Below are 20,902 nucleotides of genomic sequence, written 5' to 3'. Positions count from 1 at the left end.
TGTGACAGTCAGCGCAGCATTGACTGATCCGCCTCTATCGGGAGCAAGCCCCCTTCCACTTTTTGTTTGCGGTGATATTTCTTGTCTCAGTTCTTTTTCAGGCAAATGTTGCAAAGATCTACAAACCCGCCGCTTTTACCGCTAGTCTGCGGACATCTGCAATGCCGACAACAGCCTTCTACAAGAGCCCGGCGATGACTGATCTGTCCCGAATCCAAGGGCCTGCCAGCCGGATAATCCCGACCCTGGAAGGTCGCTTCTACAGGCCCCCGCTGCCTGATGGCTACGTGCTGCGCCCGCGCCTGTGTGAACGGCTGGGCGCCGGCCTGGAGGGGCGGTTGCTGCTGGTCTGCGCACCGGCCGGGTTCGGCAAGAGTTCGTTGGCGGTGGAGTTCTGCCAGGGCCTGCCGGCTCACTGGCACAGCCTGTGGCTAGGCCTGAGCCCACGGGACAACGACCCGGGGCGTTTTCTTGAGCGCCTGCTCGAAGGGTTGCAGCACTACTTCCCGGCACTCGGCACCCAATCCCTGGGCTTGCTGAAAATGCGCCAGCGTCACCAACCCTTTGCGTTTGAAGAGTGGCTCGACGGCCTGCTCGATGAGCTGACCGTGCACCTGTCCACCCGTGCGCCATTATTGCTGGTGCTGGATGACTACCATCTGGCCCAGGGGCCGGTGCTGGACCGTTGCCTGCAATTCTTTCTCAACCATTTGCCCGATGGCCTGGTGGTGCTGGTCACCAGTCGCCAGCGCCCGGACTGGCATCTGGCGCGATTGCGGTTGTCACGGCATTTGCTGGAGTTGCACGAGCAAGACCTGCGCCTGACCCATGCCGAATCCCAGGCGTTGCTGGATCGCCACAGCAGTTCCTTGAGTGGTGAAGCCCTCGACAACCTCATCCGCCGCAGCGAAGGCTGGGTGGCCGGCCTGCGCTTTTGGCTGCTGGCGGCTTCCGAAGCCGGCAGCGAGGACGCCTTGCCACAAAGCCTGCACGGTGGGGAAGGGCTGATCCGCGACTACCTGCTGGAAGAAGTGATCGACTGCCTGCCACCCGAAGTGCAGGCGTTCCTGTTCGACACCGCGCCCCAGGAGCGTTTTTGCAGCGAGTTGTGCGATGCCGTGCGCGAAGCCCATGACAGCGCCGAGATCCTGCGTTACCTGCAAGCCCACCAGGTGTTCCTGGTGCCCCTGGACGAGCAGGGGCACTGGTACCGTTATCACCATTTGTTCTCCGACCTGCTGCGCACCCGTCGCGCGAGCAGCAATGTCTTGCCGGCCGCCAGCCTGCATCTGCGCGCGTGCCGTTGGTTCAACGCCCAGGGCTTGATCGACGAGGCGGTGGAGCAGGCGTTGCGTGCCGGGCACCTCGACGTGGCGGCCAACCTGGTGCAGAACCTGTCTGAAGAACAACTGCTGGCCGAGCAGAATGTCGGCATGTTGCTGCGCTGGAAAATGGACTTGCCCGACAGCCTGCTGATCAGCACGCCGCGCCTGATTGTGCTGTACAGCTGGGCGTTGGCACTGGCCTGCCAGTTGGATGCGGCGCAGGAGCTGTCCGCGTACCTCAGTCGCTTCCTGCCGGCGCCCTCGGCCACCGCACAGCGCTCGATGCTGGCCCAGTGGCTGGCGCTGAGCGGGATTATCGCCCGCGGTCGAGGTGACCGTGAATTGACGCAGCGCTATTGCAGCGAGGCGTTGGACAGCCTGCCGCAACGGCGTTACGGCCAGCGCCTGGTGTGCCTGTCGACCCTGTCCAACCTGGCCATTGCCGATGGCGATTTGTGGCGCGCCCGTGGCCTGAACCGTGAATCCCTGGAACTGGCGCAGCGCGTCGGCAACCCGCTGTTCGAAGCCCTGGCCCATTACGACCGTGCACGGGTGCTGCAGGCCCGTGGCGAAATCCTGCGCGCCCTCGACGAGGTGCGCCAGGGCCTGCAGCGCCTACACGGCCTGGCACCGCAGCGACTGTATGCGGTGCGTGCGCGGCTGTCGCTCTACGAAGGCTATTTGCTGTTGGTGCGCAACCAGCCCGAAACCGGCATTGCCCTCCTGCGCGCAGGCCTGGCCGAGGCGCGGGCCTGTCGCGATATCAGCGTGCTGATCGGCCATTGCGTGATCGCCAGCTTCGAAGGGCGGCGCCATGACTTTCCCAAAGCCTTCGCCGAACTCGCCGAAGCCGAGCGCCTGATGCATATCTGGGATGTGCCGCCGATCTACTACCTGGCGATGATTACCCTGATCAAATGCGAACTGTGGCTGGCCCAGGGCCGCACCGACCTGGCGGATGCCTGGCTGACGCGGCTGGGGCAGACTTACCACGGCGAACAGGCCGCCGCTGCACCGGAATTCCATCCGCACTTGCCGCAGCATATCGGGCTGCAACAAGCCGCCCTCGATGCCGTGCGCCATCAGCCCCTGGCGGCGCTGGAGCGGCTCGAAGCACTGGCGCAACAGGCCCACGACAGTGGGCGCCAGATGATTGCCCTGATGGCGCTGACCCAGCAGGCGCAGTTGCTGCTGGAGTGCGGCCAGGAAGCCAGGGCGCGGCCGGTGCTGGCCCAGGCGTTCGAGGCGGGTGCCGGGGGCGCGTTACAGCCGTTCCAGCGCTTGTTGGACGGGCATCCGGACTGGATGCGCGAGCAATTGGGCAAAGACCCCCAAGGTGTGCTGCACCAGAGCCTGCTCGCGCTTCTCCCGGCGGTCGTGACGCCCGAGGTCACGACCGGCCACGAAACCCTGAGCACACGCGAGCTGGCGGTCCTGCAACTGATCGCCCAAGGCTGCTCCAACCAGGAAATCAGCAACCAGCTGTTTATCTCCCTGCACACCGTCAAGACCCACGCCAGCCACATCAACAGCAAACTTGGCGTGGAGCGACGCACCCAGGCCGTGGCGCGAGCCAAGGCGATGGGCTTGCTGGCGTGAGTGCCGGGCGGTTTACGGTGCCGTCGGGCACTCGCCGGCTGACCTGTCGACCGCCTGGCTGACCTGCGCGGCAAAGCGCTTGAGATTGTTTTGATGGGCGAGCACCACGTTGTCGATGCTCGGCCCGGCGGGCGACTGCAACGTGGTCCGGCAGGTCAGCGGTGGGCGCTCGGTGCCCCCGGCCGGGCGCAGGCGCCATTTGACGTCGAGCAGCGCGTACTGGCCGGGCACTGAGTCAAAGCGCTGCACTTCAAGACGCAACAACATCGATTGCCGAGGGTTGCTGTTGGCCAGTTGGTCCACCAGCGCACTCCTCAGCTCATCCGCGAGGCTCGCGGCCCACCACTGGGTTTCCAGGATCGCCACGCCGCTGTCGCCCTGGCGAATCACAATCTGCGGTCGGTCGACCTGGGGGGGAACGGTGATGCTTTCAATCCGGATGCTGCCTGCGTCGGCTCCCGTGGCCGTATTCCAGTGCGCCGGTGTCAGCGTATGAAAGGTAATCGGCGTACTGCTGCACGCCGCCAGCAACAGCAGCATGCCGACCACTGTGATTTTCAACGGAAACGTCATGGCGCTTGCTCCAGGGGTCATTTGCGTGGAGGTCCTTGCAGGTCCAGGGGCGCGGCGTTGTCGGGACGGCCGCGAATCAGCGATTCCGGGTGACGGCCCAGGTAGTCCGACAGTTCGCGCAGGGAACGCGACATGCGCCCCAGTTCATCCAGGGTCTGGGTCAGCTGCTCACGCTGCGGTGAGTCCTCGGCCAGGGTCGAACTGGCCGATTGCAGCGTCTTGCTCACGTCAGCCAGGGTGTTCTGCACGCCGGGCAGGGTCTTGGCATTGAATTGGGTCAGGCCTTTGCGCAGCTCGACCAGGTTGCCGTCGAGGTTGCCGGCAATGCGTTCGATCGGCAGTTGGTTGATCTTGTTGACGATGCTCTCGAGTTTTTCCTGCAGTTGCTCGAGGTTGCCGGGAATGGTTGGAATGCTGACCGGGCGCAGGCTGGGGTCAAATTTGACCTTCTCGGCTTTCGGGTAGAAGTCCAGCGCGATGTATAACTGGCCGGTCAACAGGTTGCCGCTGCGCGCCTGGGCGCGCAGGCCATTTTCGATGAACGAGCCGATCAGCCGTACGCCGGCGGCCTCATCGTTGGGGTCATGGTTCATGACCTTGAGCAGTTTGGTGTGGGCCTGCCCGAGCAACTGTGGATAGATCACGATACCGACGTTGAGTGGGAAGCTGCGTTTACTGGCATCGAAGTCCAGGTTGATCGACACCACCTTGCCAAACTCGACGCCGAGGAACTCCACCGGCGCCCCGACCTTGAGCCCGCGCAATGCCTGGTCGAAGCGCAGGGCCATGTATTGCCCCTCGCCATTGGGTGGGGCGAGGGCGCTGTCCTGGTCGTCGAAGAGCTCAAAGGTACGTGCCTCGTCAGCCGGTTTGTCGTTGGGGCTGTACGGCGGTGCCCGAAAGGCGATGCCGCCGACCAGCATGGACGAAAGCGATTCGGTCTTCAGCGCGAAGCCATTGGCGCCGACGCTCAGGTCAACCCCGCTGGCGTTCCAGAAACGCGTGTTTTCGGTGACATAGGCATCATTGGGCGCATGCACGAACACCTCGACGTTGACACCCTTGCCTTCGGCATCCAACTCGTAGGCCACCACCTGGCCGACCTCGATTTTGCGGTAGTACACCGGTGAGCCGATATCCAGCGAACCAAGGGTCTGCGTGTGCAGCGTGAAACGCTTGCCCGGTTCGCCGTAGGTGATGGGCGGCGGGTTTTCCAGGCCTTTGAACTGCTTGGCACGGGTCTCCGATTGGCCGATGTCGGCACCGATGTAGTCGCCGGAGAGCAGGGTGTCGATGCCGGATACGCCGCCGGCGCCGATACGCGGGCGCACCACCCAGAACTGTGAATCGGCGCGGGTGAAGCTTTCGGCCTGCTTGGCCAGTTGAACCGTGGCGTTGACGCTTTTCTGGTCGTCGCTCAAGGCGACGTCGGTCACCTGGCCGATCACCACGTTGCGGTACTTGACCTCGGTTTTGTTCGCGGTCAGACCGCTGCCGGTCTTGAAATTGAGGGTGATGGTCGGGCCCTGCTGGAGGACGCTGTGTACCACCAGCGAAATCCCCACCAGCACCGCGACGATCGGCACGATCCACACCAGCGAAACGCTGAAGCGCCGTGTCTTGATCGCAGGCGATCCTGGGGCTTGCGGGGTGTCAGTGGGATGTGACGTCATCCGCGGTCTCCTTGTTGTGTGGGGTTTCCCAGATCAGCCTCGGGTCGAAGCTCATGGCGGCCAGCATGGTAAACACCACCACCAGGCCGAAAAACAGGATGCCCAGGCGCGGCTCGATGGTGCCCAGGGCCTGGAACTTCACCAGTGCGGCCACCAGCGCGACCACGATGACATCCAGCATGGACCAGTAGCCAATCAGTTCGACGAAGCGGAACAGCTTCGAACGTTCCTTGCGTGCCCAACGGCTATTGCGCTGCACGGTGACCAGCAGCAGGGCCAGGGACACAAACTTGATGCCGGGCACTGCGATGCTGGCGATGAAAATAATCAGCGCGATGTCCCACGCGCCGTGCTGCCAGAACTCCAGCACCCCGCTCATGATGGTGCTGTCCGCCCCCGAGCCGAGCATGCTGGTGTTCATCACGGGCAGGAGATTGGCCGGCACATAGAACGCCAGCGCGGTGAGCATGTAGGCCCAGGTGCGCGTCAGGGAATTGACCTTGCGCCGGTGCAAGGGCGCGCCGCAGCGCTCGCATTCGGTCGGCCCGGCGCGCAGGTCGCAGGACAATCCGCAGCTGTGACAGAGGCACAGGCCGAGCTCGCTGGCCGTCGGCGGTGTGCTCATACGCTGTCCCACAGGTCGCGCACATCACGCCCGGCAATGCGGATCAGCAACAGGCTGAGCACGGCCAGGGCAAACAGGCCGGTGCCGGGGATCACATCAAGCATGCCGGCCAGCTTGAACACCGCCACCATTGCCCCGAGCAGGCACACCTCCAGCATGCTCCAGGGCCTGAGTGCCTCCAGCCAACGCATGCACAATCGGAACGCCGGTGAGCGCTTGCCCGCGAGGGCGAAACTCAAGACCCACATCAGCAGCAGCAACTGGAACACCGGCGCGATGATGATGGAAATGGCCGCCACCAAGGCGATAAACGTGATCGGCCCCAGGCTCAGCGCTACCACCGAATCCCATAGCGTGGCGCTGCTTTTCAGGCCTTGCAGGCTGATACTCATCACGGGATAGAAATTGGCGAACGTCCACAGCATCGCAGCCGTCAGCGTCAGGGCGAGACGCTGTTGCACGGTCAGGCCGTTGTAGCGCTGGAGCACGCCTGCGCAACGTATGCAGTGGGCTTTTTGATGTTTGGCGAGCGTGACTTTTTCGTACACACAGTCGCAGTGCTCGCAGATGATCAGTTGATTCGCCATGGGGATCGCTCCAACGCGGCACGGTGGCGGGGGCCTGGGTTGTTTTTCGATGGCGTGGGCAAGCTTAGCAGTCGCTGCTCTTCAGGTCTGGCAGCGCGTCAACCATACTGTGCTGAATATGCCATAGCGCCCGCAGGAGCATCGATGAATATTGAAAAAGCCGCGCTGATCCGCGAAACCTTCCCGGTCGGCCCGTTGCAGTGCAACTGCACGATCATTGGCGACCCCATTACCAAGAAGGCCATCGTGGTCGACCCGGGTGGCAATCATGAACTGATCCTGGCGCGCCTCGATGCCCTGGGCCTGAAAGTGGTGAGCATCATCCACACCCATGCCCATCTCGATCACTTCCTGGCCTCGGGGCAATTGAAGGAAAAGACCGGTGCAACCCTGCACCTGCACAAGGAAGACCAGTTTCTCTGGGACAACCTGGAGATGCAGTGCCAGATGTTTGGTGTGCCCTACACGCCGGTGCCGTCGCCGGATCGCTGGCTGGCCGATGATGAGGAGTTGGCCTGCGGGTGCGGTGTGGCGCTGCATACACCGGGGCACACGCCCGGCTCGATGAGCTTCTGGTTTGCCGATGCCAAGCTGCTGATTGCCGGGGACACGCTGTTTCGGCGCGGTGTTGGGCGTACGGATTTGTGGGGTGGGGACCAGGCGACGATCGTGCGTTCGATCAAGCAAAGGCTCTACACGCTGGACGAGGGCGCTACGGTGGTGACCGGCCATGGCCCGGACACGCGCCTGGGTGACGAGATGCGTGAGAACCCATTTGTGCGGGCGTGAAGCAATGGTTCGAACGGCAATCCGCTGTAGCAAAAACTCAGGCCGCGTTCAGCATGTGTCTGCTACGGTTTCTGTAGCAACGCAAGCCCCGAATGTTTTGTTACAGCTCGGGGCGCGCCCACGGAATTTTTACCGTTTGTCGCGTTCCAAACTCGGCACGGGTCCATTGCCAATGTCCTTTGCACCACAGAATGCAAAAGTAGGAGCTCCCTTCATGTTCACTCCGCGTCGTCTGCTTGTTGTCGCTACCGCCGTAGCCCTGTTGTCCGGCTGCGCTTCACCTAATCCTTATGGCGGTGGCAGCCAGGGACAGGCGAATAATGAATCCAGCGGTATGAGCAAGACCGCCAAGTACGGTGGCCTGGGTGCCCTGGCCGGTGCATTGGCGGGTGCTGCCATCGACCATAACAACCGTGGCAAGGGCGCGCTGATCGGTGCCGTGGTTGCAGGTGCTGGCGCCGCGGGTTACGGCTACTACGCTGACCAGCAGGAAAAGAAACTGCGTGAGAGCATGGCCAATACCGGGGTTGAAGTTCAGCGCCAGGGCGACCAGATCAAGCTGATCATGCCGGGTAACATCACCTTCGCCACCAACTCGGACGCGATCTCCAGCAGCTTCTACCAGCCGCTGAACAACCTGGCCAACTCCCTCAAGCAGTTCAACCAGAACACCATCCAGATCGTCGGTTACACCGACAGCACCGGCAGCCGCCAACTGAACATGGACCTGTCCCAGCGCCGTGCCCAGAGCGTGGCCAACTACCTGACGTCCCAAGGCGTCAATGGTGCCAACCTCAGTGCACGCGGTGCCGGCCCGGATAACCCGATAGCCAGCAACGCCGACGTGAACGGTCGTGCGCAGAACCGTCGCGTAGAAGTGAACCTCGGCCCGATCCCCGGCCAGCAGTACGGCCAGCCTGGCGCGCAGCAGCAAGCGCCGCAGCAGAACAACCAGTTCCAGGGCAACCCGTACCAGCAATACCAATAATCGCTGGTCACTAAAAAGGGCGCCATGCAGTGAATGCATGGCGCCCTTTTTATGGCCGCTTACATCAATCGATGTACTCGAACACCTTGACGATCTTCTGCACGCCGGATACGCCCTGCACCAGGTTGGCTGCGCGCGTGGCTTCCGCCTGGGTCAGCAGGCCCATCAGGTAGACGATGCCGTTATCGGTGACCACTTTGATCCGCGAGCCGGGAATCGCGTTGTCGGTCAGCATCTGCGCCTTGATCTTGGTCGTCAGCAGGGCATCGTTGCTGATGGCCAGCAGGGTGATCGGGTCCATGACCTGCAATTCGTTGTGGACCTTCTTGACCCGCTGTACGGCCGAGGCCGCCTGTTCGGCCTGGGCCTTGAGGTCGGCGCGTGGCGTTTGGCCTGCGAGCAGTACCACGCCGTTGAAGCTGGTCACGACGATGCGTGAAGCACCGTTGCCCAGGTCCGTGGCGGCTTTGGCAATGTTGACTTCGACCTTGGTTTCGATCAGCGAGTCATCAATCTTGCTGCCGAAGGTGCGGGTGCCCTTGTCATCCTGAATAGGGGTGTCACGTGTCGCAGTGATTGCCGTGCTGCAGCCGCTGATGCCGAGGCACAACGTAATGGCCAAAAGGCCGAGGCGGTTAACGGTCATTCTTCACTCCCAAACAGTTGGCTGTCGATCAGATCGCACAGGCAATGGATCGCCAGCAGGTGGACTTCCTGAATACGTGCGGTGACATTGGCCGGGACGCGAATCTCCACATCTTCGGGCAGCAGCAGCGAGGCCATGCCGCCGCCGTCGCGTCCGGTCAATGCTACGACAATCATTTCGCGATCATGTGCGGCCTGGATCGCTTGAATAATATTCGCCGAGTTGCCGCTGGTGGAGATCGCCAGCAGCACATCGCCTGGTTGGCCCAGGGCGCGGATCTGCTTGGAGAAGATTTCGTTGTAGCTGTAGTCGTTGGCGATCGAGGTGATCGTCGACGAATCGGTGGTCAAGGCGATGGCCGGCAGGCTCGGGCGCTCACGTTCGAAGCGGTTGAGCAGTTCGGACGAAAAATGCTGGGCATCGCCGGCCGAACCGCCGTTGCCGCACGAAAGCATTTTGCCTTCGTTGAGCAAGGCATTGACCATGACCTGACTGGCTTGCTCGATGTGCGGTGCAAGTACGTCCATCGCCTGTTGCTTGGTGTCGATGCTGGCCTGGAAAAGCTGGCGAATTCTGGATTGCATGTCCATCTGTGTGACCTTAAGTAGCGCGGCTGTTTGGCACAGGAATGTGCAGCCCGCAAAGCAAAGAGCAAAAGTGTGTGGTGAAGATGTCCGGTGAATCAGCTGTCGAAGGCATTTTGCAGCCAGTTCAGATCAACCTGACCAGACGGGGTGCTTTCCATGGCAACCACATCGAAACGGCAGGGGGCGTCGGCCCAGCGATGCTCTTGTTGCAGGAAAAACTGCGCAGCGAGTATCAGCTTCTGACGCTTGCGCCCGTCGATACTGGCGAGCGCGCCACCCCATTGTGCGTGTTTTCTGTAGCGGACTTCGACGAATACTACTGTATCGCCGTCAAGCATGACCAGATCAAGCTCGCCGCGTTTACACAACCAGTTCTGCGCCAGCAGGCGCAGACCCTGTTGTTGCAAGTGTTTCAATGCTTGAAGTTCGGCATCCTTGCCGCTTTGTGCAGTAGACCGCTCCGGCATCAGCGCGGGGTGTCCGGCAGGCGCTGGATCTCGCCGCCGACGAACTTCGCCCATGGCATCTGGCGATCGACGCGCTGGTTGGTGCTGATGCCCAGGTTGCCCGAGAGGCCGTCAATGCGTGTATCCGGCAGTGCCTTCAACTGGCCCAGGCGCGGGGCCAGGCGGTAGGCGTCGACGCCCATCGCATACAGGCGGCCAAGGCTGCCATTGGCTTGCGGCCATTGTGCGGCAACCTGGTTACGCAGCGGGTCGGTGGTGTTGAGCAGCCAAGGGGTTTCGCAGAACATCACGTTGGTCATGTCCAGGTACTGGTTCTTGTCACCGCTGGCGCTGAATACGTGGGACGTGGCGTACACCGGCACATCACCGGCGTACTGGAAGTTCAGGGTCGGCTTGATCTGCTGGGCCAGTTGCGGGGTAACGGCCAGGAAGATGAACTCGATGTCCTGGCGACGTGACGGCTGTGCCGCTACGTCTGTGCCCACTGTGCTTTGCAGGCTCTTGGCGCGACCTTCGCTTTTACGCAGTTGGAACAGGTCGGCAATTTGCTGGGCGAGGGCGACCGGCTGGTCGACATACTCGACACCGACAACCGTGCCACCGTTGGCTTCCCAATCCTGGCGGAAGGCCTTGTAGACACGCTCGCCCCACTCGCCACGGGGCACCATGGCAGCGGCGCGGTGCAGGCCATCGGCACGGGCGCGGCGCGACACCTCGCGGGCTTCGTCTTCAGCGGCCAGGCCGAACTGGAACAATTGCGCCGGGCCCTGATCGGTCTCGCTGTAGTTCAACGCCAGCGTGGTGATCGGTAGCTGAGGGCGCGTGCTGAGCTGCTTGACCAATGGCTTCTCCAGCGGACCAACTACCAATTGCACGCCTGCAGCCTGGGCCTTGGCATAGAAGTCGTCGATGGAGGCCAGGCGCGAGCTGTCATAGAACTCGATGACCGGTGGCTTCTGCCCGGCTTGTTCAGCCTGGTAGTGCGCCGCCATGAAACCTTCGCGCAGGGCCTTGCCGACGGAGGCCAGCGGGCCTTCCTGGGGCAGCAGCAGGGCGATCTTGTTCAAGGGCTGGCTGGCCAGCTCCTTGAGCTTGGTCAGCGGGGTTGGCAGTTGCACGGCGGCCGGGTGGCCCGGGTTTTGTGCGCGCCAGGTGTCGATAGCGGCCTGCTGTTGCTCAAGCGTACCGGCGCCCTTGACGGCTTGGGCCAGGGTGATCCAGCCGTCCAGGGTCGGGTTGCCGCTGGCTTGCAGTTGTTCCGCAGGCAGTGCGGCAATCAAGGTCCAGATGGCTTCGTGATTGCTTTTGGCGGCATCGCCGCTGAGCAATGGCGCCATGGCAACGCGCTCGCGGGCAGCGGCCAGGGTCTGGCCATCGGCTTCATAAGCGCGGGCGTGCACGGTGCCGGTGCGGATCTGCTGTTCGGTCGGCAGCTCCTTCAGGCTTTGCAGGCTCGGATGGTTCAAGGCGGTCAACGCGGCCTTGGGCTGGTTGCGCGTCATGGCCAATTCGGCAGCCAGGGTGCTGGCAAAGACTTGCGCGGCTGGCTTGAGGACATCCAGGGACACTTGCGCAAGAATCTGCGACGAGCGGCCAGGGTTGTTCTGGCGGTAGGCCATGTCTGCCGCACTCAGGCGCAGCAACGCGGCCTTTTCTGGCGTCTTGGCGGTGGTGGCCTGTTCGAGCAGTTGCTCGATACTGGCGTCCGGGGTCCGTGGAAGGTCGCCAAGGCTGGACGAGGGCGAGCTGGCGCAAGCGGCCAGTAAGGCAGCGAGGCAGAGGGCGGAGAGCAGCCGCAGGCAAGCGATCATGTAAGTGTTCCTGATACCGATCAAATTAGCGTGGAATTGTACCCAAGCACTGGCCCAGGCGCGATGTTACTGGCGTGAAACCGTCGATTTAGGTCGTGCAAGTGGTGCGATCAGCCATGCACGGCTGAAAAGCCATCGGCCGTGATGGCATATTTTCAAGGCGCCTACGCGCTACAATATGGCTTTTGCCAACCATCGAGGTGTGCGCTTTGACTGCTCCAGGTCCTTTGAATTCCACTGCAGGCTCGCTTTTTGTCGTGGCGACGCCCATTGGCAACCTGGACGACATCAGTGCCCGGGCGCTGAAAGTGTTGCGCGAGGTTAAATTGATTGCGGCGGAAGACACTCGACACTCCCAGCGTTTGATGCAGCATTTTGGTATCAGCACGCCATTGGCGGCTTGTCACGAGCATAACGAGCGCGAAGAAGGCAGTCGCTTTATCGTGCGGTTGTTGGCGGGCGACGATGTGGCGCTGATCTCGGACGCGGGTACGCCGCTGATCTCCGACCCTGGGTACCATCTGGTCCGCCAGGCGCGTGCCGCAGGTATCAATGTAGTGCCTGTTCCAGGCGCGTGCGCGCTGATCGCTGCATTGTCGGCGGCAGGCCTGCCGTCGGACCGTTTTATTTTCGAAGGTTTCCTGCCGGCCAAGGCCGTGGGGCGTCGTGCGCGTCTACAGGCATTGAAAGAAGAGCCGCGCACGCTGATCTTCTACGAAGCGCCTCATCGTATTCTTGAATGCCTGCAGGATATGGAACTGGTGTTCGGCGGCGAGCGCCTGGCCCTGCTGGCCCGTGAGCTGACCAAAACCTTCGAAACCCTCAAGGGCCTGCCGCTGGAAGCGCTGCGCGCGTTCGTCGAGGGCGACAGTAATCAGCAGCGCGGCGAGTGCGTGGTGTTGGTGGCGGGCTGGACCGCGCCGGAAAATGAAGAGGCCGTCGGCAGCGAGGCCATGCGTATCCTCGACCTGCTGCTCAAGGAGATGCCCCTCAAGCGCGCTGCGGCGTTGGCGGCGGAAATTACCGGCGTGCGCAAGAATGTGTTGTATCAAGTCGCGCTGGATAAACAGAAAGCCGAATAGTTCCGGGGGTAAACCGGTATTCCGTCCGAACGTGATGGCAATGCTGCACTTTTAATACTTGTCCTGAAGCCGTCGTGCCGTTAACCTGCGCGGCGGAGAGTCGATTGGACAGTCGCTGCCCTCTATGAAAATTAGGGGGGGGAGGAAAGTCCGGGCTCCATAGGGCGAAGTGCCAGGTAATGCCTGGGAGGCGTGAGCCTACGGAAAGTGCCACAGAAAATAACCGCCTAAGCACTTCGGTGCCGGTAAGGGTGAAAAGGTGCGGTAAGAGCGCACCGCACGACTGGCAACAGTTCGTGGCTAGGTAAACCCCACTTGGAGCAAGACCAAATAGGGTCCCAAGGCGTGGCCCGCGCTGGGACCGGGTAGGTTGCTAAAGATGTCCAGTGATGGCCATCGTAGACGAATGACTGTTCAAGACAGAACCCGGCTTACAGATCGACTCTCCACCTTTTTCCTTCTGTCCGAATCTCGGGCAGAAAACCGGTAGTAGCGCAAGAATCCCTCCCTGCCAAATCATTGGCAGATGCATCTTCGTAATACCAAAAAAATCTTACTCTTAATAAATCACTTTAACTTTGATCTGTAGCTCTTTGAGCTATCTGTGCTTGTCGAGCCAAAAACACCGCCGAACTCTGGTTTCTCCTCCTTTTACGCTCCTAAATCTCCGATCTGTAAGGCTTTTCCTTGAATCCGCGCCTTGACGGTGTGGTGGGCGCATTCCTATAGTGTGCGCAAGTGGCGGAAAGTGGCACAAAGTGGGTTTTTTGAACGTAAAACGCTAAAATTTGGAGAAACGCATCTGTGTTTCGCGGAGCTAACGCTATCAGTCTCGATGCAAAAGGCCGTCTCGCCATGCCGAGCCGGTATCGTGACGAGCTGATTTCGCGAAGTTCCGGACAGTTGATCATCACAATCGATGCCGTTGACCCTTGTTTATGTGTTTACCCCCTCGATGAGTGGGAGTTGATTGAGACCAAGTTGCGTGCCTTGCCTTCATTGCGTGAAGAAAACCGCCGTCTGCAGCGTTTGCTGATTGGTAATGCCGTCGACCTCGAACTCGATGGCAGTGGTCGTTTCCTGGTGCCCCCGCGTTTGCGCGAGTACGCCAAGCTGGATAAGCGCGCAATGCTGGTCGGCCAACTGAACAAGTTCCAATTGTGGGACGAAGATGCCTGGGATGCTGTTTCTGCAGCTGACCTGGCTGCTATTCAACAACCGGGCGCCATGCCTGATGAACTGCGTGATTTGATCCTGTGACTATTGATAGCGGCTTTAACCACATCACCGTACTGCTTGACGAAGCCGTTGAGGCTCTCGCCGTACGCGCGGATGGCTGCTATCTGGACGGTACTTTTGGCAGGGGCGGGCATAGCCGGTTGATCCTCAGCCAGCTCGGGCCCGACGGCAAACTCCTCGGGTTCGACAAAGACCCCCAAGCGATTGCCACCGGGCAAGCGCTAGCGGCCGAAGACGGCCGCTTTGTCGTTGTGCAGCGCAGCTTTGCCGAGCTGGGTGCCGAAGTCGCCGAGCGTGGCATGGCGGGCAAGGTAGCCGGGGTTTTGCTCGACCTGGGCGTGTCTTCGCCGCAGCTCGATGACCCGGAGCGCGGCTTCAGCTTCATGAACGACGGCCCCCTCGACATGCGCATGGACCCTACCCGTGGCGTCAGTGCCGCGCAGTTCATTGCCACTGCGCCGGTGGAAGAAATCGCCCGTGTGTTCAAGGAATACGGTGAAGAGCGCTTCGCCGGCCGCATGGCCCGTGCCGTGGTGGAGCGCCGCGAAATCCAGCCGTTCGAGCGCACCGCCGACCTGGCCGAAGTGCTGAAAGTCGCCAACCCCGCGTGGGAAAAGGGCAAGAACCCGGCGACCCGCGCGTTCCAGGGCCTGCGTATCCACGTCAACAACGAATTGGGCGACCTGGAGGCTGGCCTCGAGGCCGCCCTCGAGGCGCTGGAAGTAGGCGGTCGCCTGGTGGTGATCAGTTTCCACTCCCTGGAAGACCGCATCGTCAAGCTGTTCATGCGCCGCCTGGTCAAGGGCGAGTCCGACAACCTGCCGCGCAACCTGCCGGTACGTTTCGAAGCCTTTGTGCCGAAAATCAAAATCCATGGCAAAGCGCAGTTCGCTTCCGAAGCCGAACTCAAGGCCAACCCACGTTCCCGTAGCGCCGTCATGCGCGTCGCGGAGAAGCTGCGGTGAGCAAGCTTTTCGCCAAGCCCCTCCCGGGCGGCAGCTTCTTTATGTTGCTGCTGTTTGTCGGCGTGCTGGTGTCCGCAATTGCGGTGTCCTACAGCGCCCATTACAACCGCCAACTGCTCAACACCCTCTATGGGGAATTGAGCGTGCGTGACAAGGCGCAGGCGGAGTGGGGTCGTTTGATCCTCGAGCAAAGCACCTGGACGGCCCATAGCCGTATCGAAGTGCTGGCCACCGAACAGCTGAAAATGCACATCCCGGGCGCGGCCGAAGTGCGCATGGTGGCGCCATGATGAAACTCGAAGGCGCACTCTACCCATGGCGCTTCCGCCTGATGCTCGGCTTGCTGGCATTGATGGTGGGTGCGATTGCCTGGCGGATCATCGACCTGCAAGTGGTCGACCGTGACTTCCTGATCGGCCAGGGCGATGCCCGTAGCCTGCGTCATATCCAGATCCCTGCGCACCGTGGCCTGATCACCGACCGTAACGGCGAGCCGTTGGCGGTGAGTACCCCGGTGACCACCCTGTGGGCCAACGCCAAGGAATTGCAGGTTGCCAAGGACAAGTGGCCGCAGTTGGCTGCCGCCCTGGGCCAGGATCCGAAAGCCTTGGCTGAGCGCCTCGAGGCCCAGGCAAATAAAGAATTTATCTACCTCGTTCGCGGCCTTACCCCCGAACAAGGCCAGCAGGTGCTCGACCTTAAAGTCCCCGGTGTCTACGGCATCGAGGAGTTCCGTCGTTTCTACCCGGCCGGTGAAACCACTGCCCATATGGTCGGCTTTACCGACATTGACGATCATGGTCGTGAAGGTGTGGAACTCGCCTACGATGAATGGCTGGCTGGGGTGCCGGGGAAACGACAGGTCATCAAGGATCGGCGCGGCAGGTTGATCAAGGATGTCCAAGTCACCAAAAACGCCAAGGCCGGAAAGCCCTTGGCGTTGTCGATTGACCTGCGCCTGCAATACCTGGCCAACCGTGAGCTGCGTAACGCGATCATCGAGAACGGCGCCAAGGCCGGCAGCCTGGTGATCATGGACGTGAAGACCGGCGAGATCCTCGCCATGGTCAACCAGCCGACCTACAACCCGAACAACCGTCGCAACCTGCAACCGGCGATGATGCGTAACCGCGCGATGATCGACGTGTTCGAGCCGGGCTCGACCATGAAAGCCATCTCCATGAGTGCCGCCCTGGAAACCGGACGCTGGAAGCCCAGCGACAAGGTCGAGGTGTATCCGGGTACGTTGCAGCTGGGCAAATACACCATTCGCGACGTGTCCCGTACTGAAGGTCCGGTGCTGGATTTGACAGGTATCCTGATCAACTCCAGTAACGTGGGCATGAGTAAGGTCGCCTTCGATATCGGTGGTGAAACCATCTACCACCTGGCGCAGAAGATCGGCCTGGGGCAACCCACCGGCCTGGATTTCCCGGGTGAGCGCGTCGGCAACCTGCCCAACTACCGCGACTGGAAAAAAGCCGAGACCGCCACGCTTTCCTACGGCTACGGTCTGTCGGTGACCGCCATCCAGCTGGCCCATGCCTTCTCCGTGCTGGCGAATAACGGGCGCATGGTGCCGCTGAGCCTGATCCACGTCGATGAAGCGCCGAAAGCCACCCAGGTGATCCCGGAAAATGTCGCCAAGACCATGCAGGGCATGCTGCAACAAGTGATCGAAGCACCGCGCGGCGTATTTCGTGCCCAGGTGCCGGCGTATCACGTGGCCGGCAAGTCCGGTACCGCGCGTAAGACGTCGGTGGGCACCAAGGGCTACGCCGAAAACTCCTACCGCTCGCTGTTCGCCGGCTTCGGCCCGATGAGCGATCCGCGCTACGCCATCGTCGTTGTGATCGATGAGCCGAGCAAGGCCGGTTACTTCGGTGGCCTGGTATCGGCGCCGGTGTTCAGCAAAGTGATGTCCGGCACCCTGCGCCTGATGAACATCACCCCGGATAACCTGCCGCCGACCCAACAAGCGAATGCCGGACCACCGGCCGCTGCAGTAAAAGCCAATGGAGGGCGCGGCTGATGTCTCTTAGCCTGAACAAGATTTTTGCCCACGCCGGCCGCGATCTGCTGATTCGCGAGTTGACCCTGGACAGCCGTAACGTGCGCGCTGGCGACCTGTTCCTGGCGGTGCCGGGTGGCAAGTACGATGGCCGTGCGCACATCGCCGACGCTCTGCAGCGCGGCGCGGCTGCCGTGGCCTATGAAGTCGAAGGCGCCACGGTGCTGCCGATCACCGACGTGCCGCTGATCCCGGTCAAGGGGCTGGCCAAGCAACTGTCCGATATTGCCGGGCGTTTTTACGGCGACCCGAGCCGCCACCTCAATCTGGTGGGCGTGACGGGTACCAATGGCAAGACCAGCGTGACCCAATTGGTCGCCCAGGCCCTTGACCTGCTGGGCCAGCACTGCGGCATCGTCGGCACCCTGGGTACCGGTTTTTATGGCGCGCTGCAAAGCGGCCTGCACACCACGCCGAACCCCATCGCCGTGCAAGCGACCCTGGCCGACCTGAAAAAGGCCGGTGCCAAGGCAATTGCCATGGAAGTGTCGTCCCACGGTCTGGACCAGGGCCGCGTCACCGCCCTGGCCTTTGATGTGGCAGTGATGACCAACCTGTCCCGCGATCACCTGGATTATCACGGCACCATGGAGGCGTACGCCGCCGCCAAGGCCAAGCTGTTTGCCTGGAATGACCTCAAGTGCCGGGTGATCAACCTGGACGACGCTTTTGGTCGCCAACTGGCGGCCCAAGACAGCGAAGCGCGCCTGATCACCTACAGCCTGGAAGACGCCGGCGCGTACCTGTATTGCCGCGAAGCCCAATTCAATGACGAAGGCGTGCGCGCCACACTGGTCACGCCTCAGGGCGAGCACCACTTGCGCAGCACCCTGCTCGGGCGTTTCAACCTGAGTAATGTACTTGCCGCCATCGGCGCACTGCTCGGCCTGGATTACGCACTGGACGAGATTCTCAAGGTGCTGCCGAAGCTGGAAGGCCCGGCCGGTCGCATGCAACGCCTGGGTGGCGGTACGCAGCCGCTGGTGGTGGTTGACTACGCCCATACCCCGGATGCGCTGGAAAAAGTCCTCGAAGCCCTGCGCCCTCACGCCAAGGGCAAGTTGCTCTGCCTGTTCGGCTGTGGCGGTGATCGTGATCGCGGCAAGCGGCCGTTGATGGCCGAGATCGTCGAACGCCTGGCCGATGGTGTGCTCGTCACCGACGACAACCCGCGCAGCGAAGACCCAAGCCGGATTTTCGATGATATTCGCACCGGCTTCAAAGACGCATCAAAGGCCACCTTCGTCGCCGGTCGCGGCGCGGCAATCGCCCGGTTGATCGCCAGCGCCAGTGCTGACGACGTGGTTGTGCTGGCCGGTAAGGGGCACGAGGATTACCAGGAAATCAACGGCGAGCGTCATGCCTTCTCCGATCTGGTCGAGGCCGATCATGCCTTGACCGCCTGGGAGGTTGCCCATGCTTAAGGCGATGACGTTCAGCGAACTGACCCAGGCCCTGTCGGCACGCGTACTGTCGAGCGATTGCAGCTTCAGCGGCGTGAGCATCGACAGCCGTGCGATCCAGCCGGGACAACTGTTTGTCGCCCTGGCCGGCCCGCGTTTCGACGGTCACGACTACCTGAACGAAGTCGCCGCCAAAGGCGCCGCAGGTGCCTTGGTGCAGCGCGAAGTGGCTGATTCCACCTTGCCGCAACTGCTGGTCGCCGACACCCGCCTGGCCCTCGGCCAATTGGGGGCGCTGAACCGTGCCGCTTTCGATAAGCCCGTTGCCGCCATCACCGGCTCCAGCGGCAAGACCACAGTCAAGGAACTGCTCGCCGGTATCCTGCGTACGCGCGGCCCCGTGCTGGCCACCCGTGGCAACCTGAACAATGATTTCGGCGCTCCGCTGACCCTGCTCGAACTCGCCCCGGAACACACGGCGGCGGTGATCGAACTGGGTGCCTCGCGCATCGGCGAAATTGCCTACACCGTGGCGCTGACCAAGCCCCACGTCGCCATTATCAATAACGCCGGTACGGCCCACGTCGGCGAGTTCGGTGGCCCGGAAAAAATCGTCGAGGCCAAGGGGGAAATCCTCGAGGGCCTCGCTGCATCGGGCACCGCAGTCTTGAACCTGGACGACAAGGCCTTCGAGACCTGGCGTGTACGCGCCGCCGGTCGCAAGGTCCTGACGTTTGCCGTGCTTAACGCCGCGGCTGATTTCCATGCCTCCGACATCACCGTCGATGCCCGTGGCTGCCCGTCCTTCACGTTGCACACCCCGCAAGGTAGCGAGCACGTGCAACTGAATTTGCTCGGCAACCATAACGTCGCCAATGCCCTGGCCGCTGCGGCTGCGGCTGGCGCCTTGGGCGTGTCGCTGTTCGGTATCGCTACGGGCCTGGGCGCGGTGCAGCCGGTCAAGGGCCGCACTGTTGCGCAACTGGCGAGCAACGGCATGCGTGTGATCGATGACACCTATAACGCCAACCCATCGTCCGTCAACGCCGCTGTCGACCTGCTCAAAGGTTTCGATGGGCGCAAGGTACTGGTGTTGGGCGATATCGGCGAGTTGGGCGACTGGGCTGAACAAGGTCATCGTGAAGTCGGGGCCTATGCCACCGGTAAAGTCGACGCCCTCTACGCCGTCGGCCCGAACATGGCCCATGCCGTGGCTGCCTTCGGCCCCGGTGCGCGACATTTCGCCACCCAGGCCGAGTTGATCCAGGCACTGGGCGTGGCAGAACAAGACAAACACACAACCATTTTGATCAAGGGATCGCGCAGCGCGGTGATGGAAAACGTCGTCGCGGCCTTGTGTGGCTCAAGTACGGAGAAACATTAATGCTGCTGCTGCTGGCTGAGTATCTGCAACAGTTCCACAAAGGCTTCGCGGTCTTTCAGTACCTGACCCTGCGCGGGATCCTGGGTGTGCTGACCGCGCTGTCTTTGTCGCTGTTTTTAGGGCCGTGGATGATCCGCACCCTGCAGAACCTGCAAATTGGTCAATCGGTTCGTAATGACGGCCCGCAGTCGCACCTGTCCAAGTCCGGCACCCCGACCATGGGCGGTGCGCTGATCCTGTCGTCCATCGGTATCAGCACCTTGCTGTGGGCCGACCTGCACAACCGCTACGTATGGGTGGTGCTGCTGGTGACCCTGCTGTTCGGCGCCATCGGCTGGGTCGATGACTACCGCAAAGTGATCGAGAAAAACTCCAAGGGGCTGCCAAGCCGCTGGAAGTATTTCTGGCAGTCGGTGTTCGGCCTTGCCGCCGCGATCTTCCTCTACACCACGGCGCCAAGCGCAGTGGAAACCACCTTGATCATCCCGATGCTCAAGGACGCCAGCATCCCGTTGGGCATCGGCTTCGTGGTGCTGACCTACTTCGTGATCGTCGGCTCCAGCAACGCGGTGAACCTGACCGACGGCCTCGACGGCCTGGCGATCATGCCGACGGTGATGGTGGGCGGCGCCCTGGGTATCTTCTGCTACCTGTCGGGTAACGTGAAATTCGCTGAATACCTGCTGATCCCCTACGTACCGGGCGCGGGTGAACTGATCGTGTTCTGCGGCGCCTTGATCGGTGCCGGCCTGGGGTTCCTGTGGTTCAACACCTACCCCGCACAAGTCTTCATGGGCGACGTCGGCGCACTGGCGCTGGGCGCGGCCCTGGGCACCATCGCGGTGATCGTTCGCCAGGAAATCGTGTTGTTCATCATGGGCGGTGTGTTCGTGATGGAAACCCTGTCGGTGGTCATCCAGGTGGCGTCCTTCAAGTTGACCGGGCGCCGCGTGTTCCGCATGGCGCCGATTCACCACCACTTTGAACTCAAGGGCTGGCCTGAGCCGCGTGTGATTGTCCGTTTCTGGATCATCACCGTGATTCTGGTCCTGGTCGGCCTTGCCACCCTGAAACTGAGGTAGAAACGA

Annotated in this window: 19 protein-coding genes and 1 other RNA gene; 12 read left to right on the top strand and 8 right to left on the bottom strand. The window is 61.8% G+C overall.

Going from position 1 to position 20,902, the window contains the following annotated elements:
- Window positions 1-194: 194 nt before the first annotated feature.
- Window positions 195-2,924 carry a winged helix-turn-helix domain-containing protein gene (locus tag FX984_RS26200; protein ID WP_027604777.1) on the top strand — a complete coding sequence of 910 codons (2,730 nt, stop codon included), beginning with the start codon at window positions 195-197 and terminating at the stop codon, window positions 2,922-2,924.
- 12 nt (window positions 2,925-2,936) lie between these two features.
- On the opposite strand, the gene FX984_RS26195 is transcribed toward FX984_RS26200, so the two are convergent.
- Genes FX984_RS26195 through FX984_RS26180 form a run of 4 tightly spaced genes read right to left on the bottom strand, consistent with a single transcriptional unit; the run spans window position 2,937 to window position 6,382 of the window.
- Window positions 2,937-3,497, bottom strand: coding sequence for a PqiC family protein (locus FX984_RS26195; protein WP_027604776.1), 561 nt, complete (start codon window positions 3,495-3,497; stop codon window positions 2,937-2,939).
- A gap of 17 nt (window positions 3,498-3,514) precedes the next feature.
- Window positions 3,515-5,170 (bottom strand): PqiB family protein, encoded by a 1,656-nt coding sequence (locus FX984_RS26190; protein WP_027604775.1) that lies wholly within the window; start codon window positions 5,168-5,170, stop codon window positions 3,515-3,517.
- Window positions 5,151-5,795, bottom strand: coding sequence for a paraquat-inducible protein A (locus FX984_RS26185; RefSeq protein WP_108573900.1), 645 nt, complete (start codon window positions 5,793-5,795; stop codon window positions 5,151-5,153). Before FX984_RS26185 ends, FX984_RS26190 begins: the two co-directional genes overlap by 20 nt.
- Complete coding sequence (locus FX984_RS26180; protein WP_092356162.1) at window positions 5,792-6,382, bottom strand: paraquat-inducible protein A; 591 nt, start codon at window positions 6,380-6,382, stop codon at window positions 5,792-5,794. Before FX984_RS26180 ends, FX984_RS26185 begins: the two co-directional genes overlap by 4 nt.
- Window positions 6,383-6,526: 144 nt before the next feature.
- Between FX984_RS26180 and FX984_RS26175 the strand changes: the two genes are divergently transcribed.
- Window positions 6,527-7,171, top strand: coding sequence for an MBL fold metallo-hydrolase (locus FX984_RS26175; RefSeq protein WP_092356165.1), 645 nt, complete (start codon window positions 6,527-6,529; stop codon window positions 7,169-7,171).
- A 214-nt stretch (window positions 7,172-7,385) separates the two neighbouring features.
- Window positions 7,386-8,159, top strand: a complete 774-nt coding sequence (locus FX984_RS26170; protein ID WP_027604771.1) for a YiaD family glycine zipper/OmpA-like lipoprotein — start codon at window positions 7,386-7,388, stop codon at window positions 8,157-8,159.
- A gap of 64 nt (window positions 8,160-8,223) precedes the next feature.
- On the opposite strand, the gene FX984_RS26165 is transcribed toward FX984_RS26170, so the two are convergent.
- From FX984_RS26165 to FX984_RS26150, 4 genes are all read right to left on the bottom strand, one after another.
- Window positions 8,224-8,805 carry a BON domain-containing protein gene (locus tag FX984_RS26165; RefSeq protein ID WP_027604770.1) on the bottom strand — a complete coding sequence of 194 codons (582 nt, stop codon included), beginning with the start codon at window positions 8,803-8,805 and terminating at the stop codon, window positions 8,224-8,226.
- Window positions 8,802-9,395 carry a phosphoheptose isomerase gene (locus FX984_RS26160; protein ID WP_007904374.1) on the bottom strand — a complete coding sequence of 198 codons (594 nt, stop codon included), beginning with the start codon at window positions 9,393-9,395 and terminating at the stop codon, window positions 8,802-8,804. The genes FX984_RS26165 and FX984_RS26160 overlap by 4 nt, the downstream gene beginning before the upstream one ends.
- A gap of 92 nt (window positions 9,396-9,487) precedes the next feature.
- Window positions 9,488-9,859: a YraN family protein gene (locus FX984_RS26155; protein ID WP_027604769.1), complete on the bottom strand. Its 372-nt coding sequence runs from the start codon at window positions 9,857-9,859 to the stop codon at window positions 9,488-9,490.
- On the bottom strand, window positions 9,859-11,670 hold the full coding sequence (locus tag FX984_RS26150) for a penicillin-binding protein activator (protein ID WP_027604768.1): 1,812 nt from the start codon (window positions 11,668-11,670) through the stop codon (window positions 9,859-9,861). The genes FX984_RS26155 and FX984_RS26150 overlap by 1 nt, the downstream gene beginning before the upstream one ends.
- A gap of 209 nt (window positions 11,671-11,879) precedes the next feature.
- Here FX984_RS26150 and rsmI point away from each other — a divergent pair, with 209 nt between their 5' ends.
- The 9 genes from rsmI (at window position 11,880) to mraY (ending at window position 20,896) form a co-directional block, all read left to right on the top strand.
- Window positions 11,880-12,752, top strand: coding sequence for a 16S rRNA (cytidine(1402)-2'-O)-methyltransferase (gene rsmI / locus FX984_RS26145; RefSeq protein ID WP_027604767.1), 873 nt, complete (start codon window positions 11,880-11,882; stop codon window positions 12,750-12,752).
- A 96-nt stretch (window positions 12,753-12,848) separates the two neighbouring features.
- An RNA gene (gene rnpB, locus FX984_RS26140) (RNase P RNA component class A) lies at window positions 12,849-13,202 on the top strand.
- 354 nt (window positions 13,203-13,556) lie between these two features.
- Complete coding sequence (mraZ, locus tag FX984_RS26135) at window positions 13,557-14,012, top strand: division/cell wall cluster transcriptional repressor MraZ (protein WP_003171868.1); 456 nt, start codon at window positions 13,557-13,559, stop codon at window positions 14,010-14,012.
- Window positions 14,009-14,956, top strand: coding sequence for a 16S rRNA (cytosine(1402)-N(4))-methyltransferase RsmH (gene rsmH / locus FX984_RS26130; protein ID WP_010213048.1), 948 nt, complete (start codon window positions 14,009-14,011; stop codon window positions 14,954-14,956). Before mraZ ends, rsmH begins: the two co-directional genes overlap by 4 nt.
- The gene (ftsL, locus tag FX984_RS26125; RefSeq protein ID WP_003216203.1) at window positions 14,953-15,246 is read left to right on the top strand and encodes a cell division protein FtsL; all 294 of its coding nucleotides are present in this window, start codon (window positions 14,953-14,955) and stop codon (window positions 15,244-15,246) included. Before rsmH ends, ftsL begins: the two co-directional genes overlap by 4 nt.
- Window positions 15,246-16,988 (top strand): peptidoglycan D,D-transpeptidase FtsI family protein, encoded by a 1,743-nt coding sequence (locus FX984_RS26120; RefSeq protein ID WP_162844256.1) that lies wholly within the window; start codon window positions 15,246-15,248, stop codon window positions 16,986-16,988. Before ftsL ends, FX984_RS26120 begins: the two co-directional genes overlap by 1 nt.
- A complete protein-coding gene (locus FX984_RS26115; RefSeq protein ID WP_146476041.1) occupies window positions 16,988-18,451 on the top strand; it encodes a UDP-N-acetylmuramoyl-L-alanyl-D-glutamate--2,6-diaminopimelate ligase in 1,464 nt (487 codons plus the stop codon). Before FX984_RS26120 ends, FX984_RS26115 begins: the two co-directional genes overlap by 1 nt.
- Window positions 18,444-19,814: a UDP-N-acetylmuramoyl-tripeptide--D-alanyl-D-alanine ligase gene (locus FX984_RS26110; RefSeq protein WP_098480360.1), complete on the top strand. Its 1,371-nt coding sequence runs from the start codon at window positions 18,444-18,446 to the stop codon at window positions 19,812-19,814. Before FX984_RS26115 ends, FX984_RS26110 begins: the two co-directional genes overlap by 8 nt.
- Window positions 19,814-20,896 (top strand): phospho-N-acetylmuramoyl-pentapeptide-transferase, encoded by a 1,083-nt coding sequence (gene mraY / locus FX984_RS26105; RefSeq protein WP_003171875.1) that lies wholly within the window; start codon window positions 19,814-19,816, stop codon window positions 20,894-20,896. Before FX984_RS26110 ends, mraY begins: the two co-directional genes overlap by 1 nt.
- The last annotated feature ends 6 nt before the right edge of the window (window positions 20,897-20,902 follow it).

This window comes from Pseudomonas marginalis (assembly GCF_008692035.1).
Classification (GTDB): domain Bacteria; phylum Pseudomonadota; class Gammaproteobacteria; order Pseudomonadales; family Pseudomonadaceae; genus Aquipseudomonas; species Aquipseudomonas marginalis.
Note: the sequence above shows the minus strand (reverse complement) of the source record. Positions and strands in the feature narration are given on the sequence as shown.

Bases quoted from the DNA above. Each gene is read 5' to 3' on its own strand.
- FX984_RS26200 (WP_027604777.1), top strand. From the start codon at position 195: ATGACTGATCTGTCCCGAATCCAAGGGCCTGCCAGCCGGATAATCCCG.
- FX984_RS26195 (WP_027604776.1), bottom strand. From the start codon at position 3,497: ATGACGTTTCCGTTGAAAATCACAGTGGTCGGCATGCTGCTGTTGCTG.
- FX984_RS26190 (WP_027604775.1), bottom strand. From the start codon at position 5,170: ATGACGTCACATCCCACTGACACCCCGCAAGCCCCAGGATCGCCTGCG.
- FX984_RS26185 (WP_108573900.1), bottom strand. From the start codon at position 5,795: ATGAGCACACCGCCGACGGCCAGCGAGCTCGGCCTGTGCCTCTGTCAC.
- FX984_RS26180 (WP_092356162.1), bottom strand. From the start codon at position 6,382: ATGGCGAATCAACTGATCATCTGCGAGCACTGCGACTGTGTGTACGAA.
- FX984_RS26175 (WP_092356165.1), top strand. From the start codon at position 6,527: ATGAATATTGAAAAAGCCGCGCTGATCCGCGAAACCTTCCCGGTCGGC.
- FX984_RS26170 (WP_027604771.1), top strand. From the start codon at position 7,386: ATGTTCACTCCGCGTCGTCTGCTTGTTGTCGCTACCGCCGTAGCCCTG.
- FX984_RS26165 (WP_027604770.1), bottom strand. From the start codon at position 8,805: ATGACCGTTAACCGCCTCGGCCTTTTGGCCATTACGTTGTGCCTCGGC.
- FX984_RS26160 (WP_007904374.1), bottom strand. From the start codon at position 9,395: ATGGACATGCAATCCAGAATTCGCCAGCTTTTCCAGGCCAGCATCGAC.
- FX984_RS26155 (WP_027604769.1), bottom strand. From the start codon at position 9,859: ATGCCGGAGCGGTCTACTGCACAAAGCGGCAAGGATGCCGAACTTCAA.
- FX984_RS26150 (WP_027604768.1), bottom strand. From the start codon at position 11,670: ATGATCGCTTGCCTGCGGCTGCTCTCCGCCCTCTGCCTCGCTGCCTTA.
- FX984_RS26120 (WP_162844256.1), top strand. From the start codon at position 15,246: ATGAAACTCGAAGGCGCACTCTACCCATGGCGCTTCCGCCTGATGCTC.
- FX984_RS26115 (WP_146476041.1), top strand. From the start codon at position 16,988: ATGTCTCTTAGCCTGAACAAGATTTTTGCCCACGCCGGCCGCGATCTG.
- FX984_RS26110 (WP_098480360.1), top strand. From the start codon at position 18,444: ATGCTTAAGGCGATGACGTTCAGCGAACTGACCCAGGCCCTGTCGGCA.
- mraY (WP_003171875.1), top strand. From the start codon at position 19,814: ATGCTGCTGCTGCTGGCTGAGTATCTGCAACAGTTCCACAAAGGCTTC.